The organism is Pseudomonas baltica (genome assembly GCF_014235765.1).
GTDB classification, from domain to species: Bacteria; Pseudomonadota; Gammaproteobacteria; order Pseudomonadales; family Pseudomonadaceae; genus Aquipseudomonas; species Aquipseudomonas baltica.
On the sequence record NZ_JACMYH010000001.1, the window covers coordinates 840,733 to 853,351 of the forward strand.

6 protein-coding genes and 1 pseudogene are annotated in these 12,619 nt (G+C 54.7%); 4 read left to right on the plus strand and 3 right to left on the minus strand.

All coding sequences use genetic code 11. The features are described 5' to 3' along the window. Positions 1 to 50: 50 nt before the first annotated feature. Genes H7993_RS03780 through H7993_RS03790 form a run of 3 tightly spaced genes read right to left on the minus strand, consistent with a single transcriptional unit; the run spans position 51 to position 4,646 of the window. Positions 51 to 1,469, minus strand: coding sequence for a TolC family outer membrane protein (locus H7993_RS03780; RefSeq protein WP_122478358.1), 1,419 nt, complete (start codon positions 1,467 to 1,469; stop codon positions 51 to 53). Next, the gene (locus H7993_RS03785) at positions 1,466 to 2,791 is read right to left on the minus strand and encodes an HlyD family type I secretion periplasmic adaptor subunit (protein WP_122714156.1); all 1,326 of its coding nucleotides are present in this window, start codon (positions 2,789 to 2,791) and stop codon (positions 1,466 to 1,468) included. The genes H7993_RS03780 and H7993_RS03785 overlap by 4 nt, the downstream gene beginning before the upstream one ends. A gap of 13 nt (positions 2,792 to 2,804) precedes the next feature. Next, on the minus strand, positions 2,805 to 4,646 hold the full coding sequence (locus H7993_RS03790; protein ID WP_122714157.1) for a type I secretion system permease/ATPase: 1,842 nt from the start codon (positions 4,644 to 4,646) through the stop codon (positions 2,805 to 2,807). A 722-nt stretch (positions 4,647 to 5,368) separates the two neighbouring features. Here H7993_RS03790 and H7993_RS03795 point away from each other — a divergent pair. The 4 genes and pseudogenes from H7993_RS03795 to H7993_RS03810 all read left to right on the plus strand — a co-directional run bounded on the left by H7993_RS03795 (position 5,369) and on the right by H7993_RS03810 (position 12,585). Further along, positions 5,369 to 6,187 carry a hypothetical protein gene (locus tag H7993_RS03795; protein ID WP_185794161.1) on the plus strand — a complete coding sequence of 273 codons (819 nt, stop codon included), beginning with the start codon at positions 5,369 to 5,371 and terminating at the stop codon, positions 6,185 to 6,187. Positions 6,188 to 6,204: 17 nt separating this feature from the next. Then, positions 6,205 to 7,650 (plus strand): DUF4214 domain-containing protein, encoded by a 1,446-nt coding sequence (locus H7993_RS03800; RefSeq protein WP_185793489.1) that lies wholly within the window; start codon positions 6,205 to 6,207, stop codon positions 7,648 to 7,650. Between the two features lie 149 nt (positions 7,651 to 7,799). Beyond that, positions 7,800 to 9,384 (plus strand): annotated as a pseudogene (locus H7993_RS03805) (glycosyltransferase family 2 protein); the annotation flags it as partial. A 792-nt stretch (positions 9,385 to 10,176) separates the two neighbouring features. Continuing rightward, entirely contained in the window at positions 10,177 to 12,585 is a 2,409-nt protein-coding gene (locus tag H7993_RS03810; protein ID WP_185793490.1) for a glycosyltransferase family 2 protein, read from the plus strand. The last annotated feature ends 34 nt before the right edge of the window (positions 12,586 to 12,619 follow it).

A 12,619-nucleotide genomic window follows, 5' to 3' on the forward strand; every position in this document is an offset into this window, starting at 1 on the left:
CGGCCACAGACCGCTCCTACAGAGTTGTTACATCGACGATACAACATCAATCAGGGTTTGGTTTTCACCTTGGCTACATCACCGCCAGGCAAACCTTGTTCCGGCTCGGGGCTGAGCCAGACGTTGACACTGTCGACACTCTCTTGGTTCAACTTGCCACTCCAACGGTTCAACATGAACAGGTTGGTAATGAAGTCGTACTGCGATCTCAGCAAATCCCTACGCGCCTTGAACTCGTTCTGCACACTGGTCAATACATCCACCGCATTCACCACGCCATAGGCAAACGCCTTCTGCGCCGCCACGCTAGACTGTTGCGCCGAAGACAATGCGTTCTTGTTCGCGCGTATCTTTTCCACACTGGCTTGGGCAGTCAGGTAGGAAGTGGTCGTTTCTTTCACCACCTGCCGACGCACACCTTCGAGTTCCTGCTCGGCAGCCAGTTGGTCATCGTACAAACCCCGAACCCGCGCCGAGGTGGAACCGCCGCTGTAGATCGGTACCCTCACCCCAAGCGTCGCCACGTAGCTGTCGCTGCGAGGCGTCAAGGTATTGTCGTAGCCCACGTCACTTTGCTGAGCGCTCAGGCTTACACTCAGTTGCGGATAGTGCCCGCCCTTACCTTCGCGCACCGCCGCATCGGCCGCTTCGGCGCCACTCTGGTAGGCCTTGAGCAAAGGGTTGGCATCCATGGCCTGGGAGACGAAATTGGCCAGCGGCGCAGTCGGCGCCTGCAAGGCCACATCGTTGCGTACGCGGCTCAGACGTTCGTCGATGCGCCGGCCGACGATCTCGGACAAGGCTTCACGACTGACCTGCACCTGGTTGCGCGCATCCACTTCCTGCGCCGCCAGGGCATCGACCCGTGCCTTCAGGTCGAGCTGATCGGTGATCTTGGCCATCTGCCGCTCGTAGAGCATGTTGATCCGATCAAGGTTCTTCTGCGTAGCCCGACGCTCGGCCTGCACCAGCTCCAGCTCGTCATCGGCGGCCAACGCGATGAAGTATCGCTTGGCCAGATCCACCGTAGCCTCGGCATGGGAATCTTCGGCCTGGGCGCCCTTCTGCGCCGTGACGCTCTTGGCCTTCTGCCAGCCTTCCCACGCGGTCTTGTTGTACAGGTACTGAGTCAAGCTCAGGGAATAGCTCTTGTTGTCGTAGATCTCACGCGCCGCGTCGTCCTTGCGCAAAATTCGGTTGAAATTGCTCTGCGCGGACAACTGTGGAAGCAAGCCGCCCAGGGCTTCGCGCTGCTGCTCGGACGCGGACCGCGCCCGGGCATAGGCTGCCAGCACGCGCGGGTCTTCAAGACGCGCCTCGCGGTACAGCCCGGCCAGGTCCAGTGCGTAGGTCGAAGCCGACACTGGTGGCTTGGGCGGAACATCGTTGGGAACCAGCGGTTCGGCGCCAACGGCTTGCAACGCCAACATGCTCAACATCACACCAGGTAACAAACGCGACACAGTCATTCCTCGATCATCGACTTGGCGAACATGTTACGGGCCGGCTTGAGCAGGTATTCAAGCATTGTGCGGTCACCTGCGTTGATCAGCACATCAGCGGGCATGCCGGGCTGCAGCCTGCGATCGCCCAGGGTCTTCAGGCCTCGCTCAGTCACCTTCACGCGAACCAGGTAATAGGAATCTCCGGAGCGTTCATCCTTCAGCGCGTCAGCGGAGATTCGCGTAACTTCGCCGTCGATCTCCGGTGTGGTGGCGTTGTTGAACGCGCTGAAGCGAATGTCGGCGCGCTTACCCATCTCTAAACGGTCAATATCAGCCGGAGCCACGCGCGCCTCGACAATCAATTCGGCCGCCGCCGGCACGATGTCCAGCAAAGGGGTTCCAGCGCTGACTACGCCACCTACGGTATGGACCTTCATATCCAGCACCATGCCGCTTTCAGGCGCACGAATGACCACCCGCGAAAGACGGTCGTTGAGCGCTGCTTCCTTTTCCTGCAGGTCGAACACCTGGGCCTGAACATCGGACAGATCATTGGCTACATCGGAGCTGAATTTCTTGTTTAGCTGAACGATGGAGAGCTCGGTCTCGCTGATCTGCAATTGAGTCTTGAGTATGGTGGACTGATGGTCGGCCACTTCTGTTTTGAGCATGTCGAGCTTGCGCTCCTGCTCCAACAAACGCTGATTATCGACGAAACCCTGAGACAGCAAGTCCTTAAGCTGGACGATCTCGCCACTGTAGGACTTCTCGAGGTTCTGCTTGGTCCTGATCATGCCCTGCAGGCCTGATATCTGCTGCTTGAGCTGACTGATACGCTCGCGCTGCACGGAGATTTCGCTCAGGCGCGAATCATGCCGTGCTTTGAACACTTGCTGCTCTCCGGCCAATGCCTCCATGGCACGGTCCGAGTCGGTGCCGGTCATCTGCACCGGCGGAACTGATTGCAATCCATCGCGCTCGGCACGCAACCGTGCCTCTTTGTAGCGGGCGACGATCAGTTGATTACGCGTGGATTCGTATTCTGCACTCAACTGAGCTTCGTCGAGGACGATCAGCGGGTCGCCCTGCTTGACCATGTCGCCGTCGCGCGCGTTGAGTTCCTTGATGATGCCGCCTTCCAGATGCTGGACGGTCTTGCGATAGCTCTGCACGGTGACGATACCGCTGCCATGTACCGCATTGCTCAGAGGCGCAACAGCCGCCCACGTACCGAATATCCCGAAGGTGACGAAGATGATGGTGAAACCGACCCGGCGAATGCCGCGATCGGAGATAGGCATGTCATCGAAATTGTGGTCGAACGTGCTAATGGCTTTACTGGTCATCGATGAAATCCTTTCACACGCCGGTCGATTGGGTGTTGGCGGGGCCGGCGGGCGGCTTTGCTGCAGGAGGCGCGACTGGCGCAGTTGGTGGGTTCGGTGCAACTGGGGCGCCAGGCGATGCAGGCGTACTTGGCGTACCTGGCGCTGGCTGGGCTACGCGAGGCTGGCCCTTGTTCTGTTGCGCCGCCAACTCGGCAATCACCTTGTCACGCGGGCCGTACATCGAAATGGTACCTGCCGACATCACCAGAATGTGGTCAAGGCGAGACAGGATGTTGGGGCGATGTGAAACGATGAAGACCGTCGAGCCGTTTTCCTTGACCTTCTGCAAGGCCACGCCCAGCGCTCGCTCGCCTACTTCGTCGAGATTCGAATTCGGCTCGTCGAGCACGATCAGCTTGGGGCTGCCATAAAGGGCACGCGCCAGGCCCACCCGTTGACGCTGTCCACCAGACAAATTCACGCCATCGCTGCCGATAATGGTGTCGTAACCGTCTGGCAGCATTAGAACCATCTCGTGCACACCGGCAGTCTGCGCAGCGAGCACGACCTTCTCCGCATCGACCTTTTCGAAACGGGCAATGTTGTCGCTGATGGTGCCTTCGAAGAGCTCGATATCCTGCGGCAGGTAGCCTACATAGGGCCCCAGCTCGTGCTTGTCCCAAGTACTGATATCGGCGCCATCGAGGCGAACCACGCCATGCTGAGGTGGCCAGATGCCCATCAAGGCTCGTACCAACGTGGACTTCCCTGCCGCGCTCGGGCCGACGATGCCCACGATGGCCCCAGCCGGTGCGACGAAGCTGATATTACGAATGACAGGCGCTTTGGCGCCAGGCGGGGCCACAACCAGATTCTCGACTTGTATGTGGCCTTGTGGGGCAGGCAACGGCATCCGCTCCGGCTCGGCGTTGAGCTTGTCCAACACCTCATTCAGACGCCCATACTGAACCTTCGCACCCACGAAGCCCTTCCAGCTTCCGATCATCTGATCAATGGGCGCCAGCGCGCGACCAAGCAGAATCGAGCCAGCCATCAACAGCCCAGGATTGATCTCGTGAATGATCACCAGGTAAGCGCCCATCGCGAGCATGATGGACTGCGACCACATGCGGAACGTCTTGGAGATGGACGTAACCGCCCCGCCCTTGTCACTTGCATTGGATTGCAAGAGTAATATCCGGCGTTGGCGTACGGCCCAGCGATTCATCAGTGTCTCGAGCATGCCCATGGACTCGATGACTTCGGCGTTACGCAGGTTCTTGGTCGTGGCTACGTTGGACTTGACACTTTGCAGGTTGGCATCAGCCAAGGCCTGGGTCGTGAAGCGATGATTCATGAATGCCAGCACGACAAGAACGACTCCGCACCCAACGGTCATCCAGCCGAACCATGGGTGAAACATGAACATCACAGCGGTGTAGATCGGAAACCAAGGCGCATCAAAAAAAGCGAAGAGTCCAGGCCCAGTCAAAAATTGCCGCAGAGATGTCAGATCGTTCAATGACTGAGCAGTCGCATCCATCCCGCCGCTGTTAAGTGCGCGCTTGAAGCTGGCACGGTACACATCACGACTGAGCAGTACATCAAGGCGATTACTTATGCGGACCATCATGCGCGATCTCACCCACTCCAGAGCGCCCATGGTGATCATCAACACTGTGAGAATCAGCGTCAGCATAATCAGTGTCGAACTGCTGCTGGATGGCACGACCCGCCCAGAAATCTGGATCATGTAGAACGTCGGAACCAGCATCAGCGCGTTGACGAAGAAGCTGAACACACCTACGGAGACAAAGCTGCTTTTGCAGGCCTTAAGGGCGGCTTGCAAATTATTTTCCGGTAAACGACTCATAGTATCCGTACTTCAAAAAAGGCGAAAACGGCGGGCATTGTACCACCGGCACCAGAGCGCGGGGCGCAATCATTAATATGACCAAGTGATGACCCCGACTGGTGTAATCATTCGCCATAATATGGAAGCCGAGCGAATGAGAACATAGCTATTGTCTGATTTTTTATTCAGCAAGCATGCCGGTTTGTGACATCGGATCGGGACGTCGCGCCAAATTCAGCTAGAGGTTAGTTGCTTGCGAAGACCTGTAAGCCAAGGGTGGTGCATTCCCTCCTCATCATCAGAATCGAGCGACAGCAAAGCTGGCTTAAAGCCACCAGTAGAGCGACCAGAATCTGTCACTATTTTTTTAAAGTATTATTACTTACTGCAATCTATTGATTTTACTAGGATTATTTTATTTTGATTCAGACTGACCTTGCGCAATGATGACTCAATAGTGAACGCCGTAATACGCCGTAACATTCTGTGCTAACCGCTCGTAGGATGTATTCCGGCCGCGTGTAAGAATTTTTACATTCAGTGATTGACATCACACCCCGTCTGGCTCAATCATCCTAGCTTCAAGGGACGCCAGCGCTGGTTGATCGCTTATTACAGGTTTGTCGTTTTTTAGATGGCACGGTGGTTAAGCCAACAGGAAATGGAAATTCATGTCACTGCCCTCGCACGCACTTGACGGTTTGAAAATAAGCTCGCGGGTAACTCTGCTTGAGCCCGGAATGTATATATTCCGATATGCCTCTCAGCCGCCCTCGGACAAGCCTGTCTGTATTTCGCTACAACAAGCTCCCCTTGGTAAAGGATCAATCGATTTCTTCCCTGCCGAAGGTGTCAGCAAAAATATGCTGACGCACTTGGGAGACACCATTGTTGCCCGTGTCAAAGGTGGCGTTGCGACTGTACTGATCACCGAATATCACATGTTTGAATCTGAAATCGACCCGGTCGACCTCCGCATCGATCGTATCGATACTTCACCCGCCATCATGCGCAATTTTGCCGTTGTGGCAACGCCTGAGCCGAGCTTCCCGCTGGCCTTTGAAGCAGCCCCTGCAACATTGAAGCTGATCGCACACCTGCAAGGCGCAGGCGATGTGGAGTCGACCAAGGGCTGGGTGGGCGAACATGACGGCACAAAGCGGCTGGAGGGCTTCTGCGTCATCTGGGAGAACAAGCCAGAGGGCGTTGATCTCGTCTACACATCGACAGTTGCCGGCTCGGGTCCCAGTCCCAACGTAGCGGCCGGCACTTTCAGCGGCACCCGCGGCAAAGCATCTCCTCTTATCTCCGCAGGTTTCAGCCTGGTTGGGTCAAATCGCTGCCTTTACGAACTTTCGGGTCACATCGTGTTTTCCGGCTCCTCGCCGCAACTCGTCGTGCCCAATCAGATGATGTATGGCCCCACTGGCACCGAGCCTCTGGTGGCGCTGCATCTGTCTATAGATCCCGTCACGAAGACGAACGCCCCCCGCTATAAGTCTCCGTGGGAAAACTCTGCATTGAAGCAGAAAACTAGCAGCACAGGCCAGATGGCCTGAAGTAACAGGAATTACACATGCAATACGACCAGCCTTACTCCGCGTCCGAACTGAAAGGTTCGCTGGCCAATAACCCTACCCTGTTGTCCTCCACTACCGCCGCTGCCATCAGCACCCTGCTGGCACTGGACACTGCTGAAAGCGTAAGTGTTGCTTCGTGGGACGGCGTGTCTGCCCCAGTTTCGCCGGAAGGCACCACTCCTGCACTGGTTAGCGCGACCATCGCTGGTGCAGCGGGTCAAAACGTTGCCGTTGCAATTCCTGCCGAGCTTTCTACAGCTCAAGCGTTCGTATTCGATAGCGATGCCAACCTGGTCGTGTCGTTCAACACGCCAGCACCGGTCGCCACCTTTGCTGCTCTGGCTGAAGGCGATGTATCTGCCTCTGCCACAACCGATTCCACCCCTGATATTATCGTTACCACCGATGCTGGCGACGATACCCTGATCTTCACCGGCGACCGGAATGTCTACGTCGACGGCCGTGAAGGTAACGACACCATCATCACTGCCGCTGGCAATGACACCATCTACGGCGGCGCTGGCAACAACGTCATCCTTTCGGGTGCCGGTAACGACGAAATCTTCCTGGCCGGTACCGCTGACGTGGTCGACGCTGGCGAAGGCTACGATGTCGTGCACCTGGGCGGCTCGCGTCAGGACTACGACTTCACCGTCGGTAACAACTTCAATGTGAACCTGACCGGCACGCAAACTGCGTCGATCACTCACGCTGAGTTCCTGTCCTTCGACAACAACGAATCGGTTGCATTGGTCGACAGCGAAGCCGAAGCAGCTGCACTGCGTCTGTTCCAAGGCCTGCTGGGTCGTGATGCAGACAAGGATGGCGCACAACTTTGGGCTGCTCAGGCTGAAGCCGGTGTTTCCACTACCGCTATCGCCCAGGAGTTCCTGAACTCTTCCGAGTACACCGTTGTTTCGAACGAAGCGTTCGTTGAGTCTCTGTACACCCAGATTCTGCAGCGTGACACAACGAACATCGACGAAGCAGGCGTACAAAGCTGGCTGAACACTCTGGCTGCCGGTGGTACTCGTACCGACGTGGTCAGTGCAATCGCCACTTCGCAGGAAGCTATCAGCAACGACCAGAGCAATGGCTCGTACGTCCAAGGCCTGTACCAGTCTGCACTGGGCCGCGGCGCCGAAGCCGATGGCTTGAATAACTGGGTCAGCCAGCTGGTCAATGGTGCTAGCCGTACCGAAGTCGCTGCCACCATTCTGAATTCGGCTGAAGCCGGTCAGAAAATCAACAGCGATTTCATCGACAGCCTGTACACCAACGCCTTGGGCCGCTCTGCGACCGAAGACGCTGCAAGCAAGGCTGGCTGGATCGACTTCATCGCTCAGGGTCACACCCTGGCGGACGTCGCTATCGCCATCGTCGGTTCGGAAGAAGCTACCAACACAATCGACAATGTCATTGTGATCCACGGCCAGGTCTAATCCGCCCAGTCGTAGCAAGCTGAATGCTCCCCGCCGCAAGGCGGGTGGTATTCGAAAAAGGGGCGACTTTAGGGTCGCCCTTCTTTTTATTATTTGCAGTGAATTCGCCAGCCATGTCCATAAACCTCGACCGTGGGCGAGAAACGCTCATGGACATATTTCATCGTCATCGTGAAGCGCAAGAGCATGAAAGCGCCGCGGCGATGCTTGAGCTTGCCCTGCAGACGCCCGAATACCGTCCGGAGGCTTTGATCTGGAAGGGTATCGACGCCTTGCCGAACGACCCCAAGCTGGCTTTTATTTTTTTCAGCAATGCCGCACATGCCCTACCCGAACGTGCCGATGTTCATGCCCTGCTGGGGCGCAGCATGCTGGCGCAGGGACAACCCGATATGGCTGCTCGCTATCTCGCTGCCGTATGGCAGAAACTCCCCCACGACCCCTCTCTGCGCATGATGCTGTGGCAGGCTCGCAGCCAGTCGGCCAGCCCTGCCGAGCTTCGCCGTTTGATCCTTGCTCACCTGCCAGACATCACGGTCGCTAACGAGCTGAATTTTGTCCTCAAGATCCTCGCTGCACAAACCGATGCCCCAGGTACCGTTGGCGTTGTGCGCTATTTGCCCGAGGAGAAGGAAATTCAGGGATGGGCCGTCGATCTGCGCAACGTGCATGCACCCCCCACACTTGAACTTGAAGCGAACGGCCAGACGATGTTGGTAACAGCCAACGTGGCCAGCCCCCTCCTCACTGCAGCAGGCCTGCCCACCATCCACGGTGGAATTCGCATCAAAGTGCCAAATCCCACACTGGCAGTCACCGTGAGGTTTGCGACGGGGTTGCCCCTCTTGGGCAGCCCGGTGTCGGCCATGCCAACCTTCGTCCCCCCCGAGCCGGTCGCCGATGCAGGCAAGCACCACCCGGTCGACGTGCTGATCCCGATCTACGATGGCTTGGAGGAAACCCTCGAGTGCATCAACAGTGCCATCGCCGCACGCAAACTTAACCGTACGCCTCATCGCCTCGTGGTGCTGGACGACGCAACACCTATTGTCGCTTTGCGCAAGGCGCTGAAGGTACTGGCGAGCAAGGGCAAGATTACGCTGATACAGCAGCCTGTGAACTTGGGCTTCATACGCACCATGAACCGCGCCATGGCGCTAAGCCCCCGCCATGACGTCGTCTGGCTGAACGCCGATACACGTGTGCACGGAAACTGGCTGGATCGCCTGCGCGATACCGCCTATGGCGCCGCCGATATTGCTTCGGTAACGCCCTTCACCAATAACGGCGAACTGATGAGCTTTCCAGTGAGCAGAGTGAGTTCGCCGATGCCAACTGCTGCAGAACAGGCGGAACTGGACACACTGGCAGGCGGTATCGCGAGTGCTCCGGTGGAGCTGGAAACCGGTTGCGGATTCTGCCTTTATATAAAGCGAACAGCATTGGAAAGTGTCGGCTATCTAGATGAGGTTGAACTAACTCGCGGGTATGGAGAGGAAACAGACTGGTGTTTGAAAGCAAAAGCTATGGGTTGGCGTCATCTGGGTGCTACTGATGTATTCATTGCTCATAAAGGCGGAGTGTCTTTTCGGGAAGAAAAGAAGATACGAGTTGCGTACAACAATGCTGTGCTCAGACGGCGATATCCTAAAGCCGAGAAAGCTTATCTGGATTTTTGCCAACGCGACCCCCTCCAGCCGGCCCGTAACGCATTGCAAAAAGCTCGACTCAAAGCATTCACAAGTAAGTACAAGATCACGGATGGAAAAGATAATGTTCTTAAAATATCGATACAGGACATGGACGATACAGGTGAGAGCCATGCAGTAAGCCTCACCCATCAACAGCTCACAAGTGGTGCAGTTGCAACAGTGAATATAAGGTTTAGCTCTTTAGATATTATTGTTGATTATGACTTGAGCACCCAAATGGAAAAGCTAGCAGCTGATCTCGATCAGCTTCTTGATATCCGCCAAGCATCTTTGGTCTATTCCGCGCCACACCTGACGCCACACCTTCCAAAAACCTTGACGTCTAAATTGCACTCACGACTGGAAACGCTCGTACAAAGTAACAGTTGGACCGACGCGACCCAAACACATTGTAATGATGGCGCGATCTCATTTACCGATAAAGACCTATCACATCAGAGACTTTTTATAGAAAGCAATGACACTTCAGAAGAGGCGGCAAACTTTCAGCTCGAATTTATCCGAAACATGAGCACGACCAATAAACATCAAATTATTCTCATCGATATAGATGCCAGTAACTACATAGCCATGTGCGCGTTAAACTGCGTGATGGGTATAACTGAGCTCCCAGGGCTCACCCGCATGGACAGCAACGTGCTTAGCGGTTGTAGCCCACCGATTAAAATCACCAGAGCGGACCAAATTGAGACGTCTACACCTTTGGATAACGCAGTCAAGCGCACCACTGAGCGGCTGGCGCCCCAGCAAACGCATAATTTAATCATGCGCAAGCCCGAGATTACTGAATGATTAACTTGACGCTGAGCATCCTATGAGAACCAATCCAAGCTTACGAGGAGCAATTACTGGCTTGTATGGGGACGTGCTACAAGGCTGGGCTATAGATGACGATCAGACCGAGACAAGAATTGTAGTAGAGGTGTTTGCAGACGGCCAGAGCATAGGATTTGTGAGAGCTGAAGCGTTCATTCAGAATCCTGTCATAGGTGACGGGTTTCACGGCTTTGCCATGAAAATACAGGAACGCTATCTAACGAATGCTAGACAGATCTCCGCACGAATCGCGAATCTCGGACATCGGCTTAGCGGGAGCGTGGCATTGCCAGCACCTCGGCCGGCGGGACAATCAAATGCGGCTTCGCAGGTCTGGCATACAGGCGGTTTAAAAATCTACGGCTGGGCTTGGGATACCGGCAGGCCAGACAGGAATGTCACAATAAACGTGATCGAGCGCGGTCGAAAGCTTACTAGCACAGTAGCAAATCTGGCGCACCATTCCTTATCCTATCTCAACACAAACGATCATGCGTTTGAACTTGATCTTCCTTGGGAACTCGCCGATGGCAGGACCCATACTCTGATTATAGAAAACGATTGCGGGGAGCCGTTATCGGGCAGCCCAATTACATTGTGTATTTGGCCAGAAGGCATAGAAGCTGTACTATCCACTAAAACAGCAGCTGAGCTGAGCGATAAAGATATCCAACTGCTGGCTAACGTGGCTAAGCAACATGAGCTGATATTGCCAAAGAGTGCCGGACTTAGGAATTATCATCAATGGTTTGAGGCTTTTCAGTCTGATCCCCCGATGATCTATAACCAACCTGTCAGTTGCGGGATTCTTGTGCTCACTGAAGGAGCGAAGGATCTTGAAGAGATCTCTAGGACCATTCTGGCTCAAAGGCATCCAGCAAAAGCGATAGAGTACTGTTCAAGCTCTGATGTATCTAGCGGATTTAAAAGCCTTCAACTGCAGGGCTGCAGTAGTGTCATACCAGTTAAAGCGGGTGATCGCCTGGCACCTTCTGCGGTCGATCAATTGCAGGCACTAATGATCGAAGGCGTTGATTGGGCATATGGAGATTGCGACTGCGACGGTATCAATGGCCAACGCACTGCACCGTGGCTCAAGCCTGCTTGGGACATAGACCTTTTTATAGGCGAGGACATATTTTCACCAGGCGCGATCTTTAGCATGTCAGTCATCACCGCTGCAATTGATCTCACAGTGAACTGTAGGAATGAAGGGAGGTTAAACTGGGATATGTTTCTTGCCGGTGTTGCACTGTCGACTGCAATCAACTCTGGACGCGTTCTGCACCTACCACGCGTGATCTACCATAGGGCTAATAGCCTGGCTCCAAGCCCTGCAGAAGATCCAAAGCCAAGCAGCCGGCGAAAATCTATAGACTGGCTTGTTCAATCTCTATCAAGTGAGGCGACTGTTGATCATGTCGTTGGGTATCCGAGTCTACTAAGAGTACGCTGGCCGTTGCCGGAGGTCTTGCCACGGGTGACGATAATGATCCCTACACGAGATCAAGTTGACCTATTGAGAACATGTGTCGAAGGCGTGCTTGGAAATACTGATTATGATAACTTAGAGGTTATCATAATTGATAATGACTCAACCGACAGTAGGACCCTTGCTTACTTATCCGAGCTTGAAAGCCGAGGCGTTAACATACTGCCGCATCCGCACCCGTTCAACTATCCAGCAGTTAACAACAGGGCCGCTGAAGTTGCAACAGGTAGATTTTTATGCCTATTGAATAACGATATCGAAATTATAGAAAATGATTGGCTAAAAGAACTGGTAAGCCAGGCACTGCGGCCAGGCGTTGGAGCGGTAGGCGCCAAGTTACTCTGGGCAAACGGAATGGTACAGCATGGTGGCGTCACTGTAGGTATAAATGGGCTCGCGGCGCATGCAGGAAATAATAGTGCCCGCCAAGATGCTGGTTATCTTGGGATGAATCAAATCGTTCGGCGCCAGAGTTCCGTTACCGGTGCGTGCATGCTTACGCCTAGAGATGTGTATCTAGAACTAGGTGGGATGGATGAGAACTCACTGCCTATCGCGTTCAACGACGTAGATCTATGTATGAGAATTTGCGAACGAGGATTGAAAATATTATGGACGCCTTTCGCTGAACTCATTCATGCAGAGTCTGCCAGCAGGGGAAAAGACTCGACTGCAGATCGCATTGCCCGAGGACAGCGCGAACAGCGATTTTTTAGGTCCAGTTGGACAGACGATGGACAGGTAGATGATTACTATCATCCGGGGTTGAGTCACGATTATCAAACAGGACCTTACGGAGGTCTGGCACTACCTCCAAGACCGTTGTCGATCGTCAGGGGGCTTGATAAAGCAAAAGCCTTAAGAAAGGCGCTACGCTCGCTAGATGCTTTGGCTTCGATGAAAGACAAAGATTGAGGGCCAGCCATGGCGAAGCGATAGATAGCCGCGG

Coding starts and splice junctions, on each gene's coding strand:
- H7993_RS03780 (WP_122478358.1), bottom strand. CDS start 1,469: ATGACTGTGTCGCGTTTGTTACCTGGTGTGATGTTGAGCATGTTGGCG.
- H7993_RS03785 (WP_122714156.1), bottom strand. CDS start 2,791: ATGACCAGTAAAGCCATTAGCACGTTCGACCACAATTTCGATGACATG.
- H7993_RS03790 (WP_122714157.1), bottom strand. CDS start 4,646: ATGAGTCGTTTACCGGAAAATAATTTGCAAGCCGCCCTTAAGGCCTGC.
- H7993_RS03795 (WP_185794161.1), top strand. CDS start 5,369: ATGTATATATTCCGATATGCCTCTCAGCCGCCCTCGGACAAGCCTGTC.
- H7993_RS03800 (WP_185793489.1), top strand. CDS start 6,205: ATGCAATACGACCAGCCTTACTCCGCGTCCGAACTGAAAGGTTCGCTG.
- H7993_RS03810 (WP_185793490.1), top strand. CDS start 10,177: ATGAGAACCAATCCAAGCTTACGAGGAGCAATTACTGGCTTGTATGGG.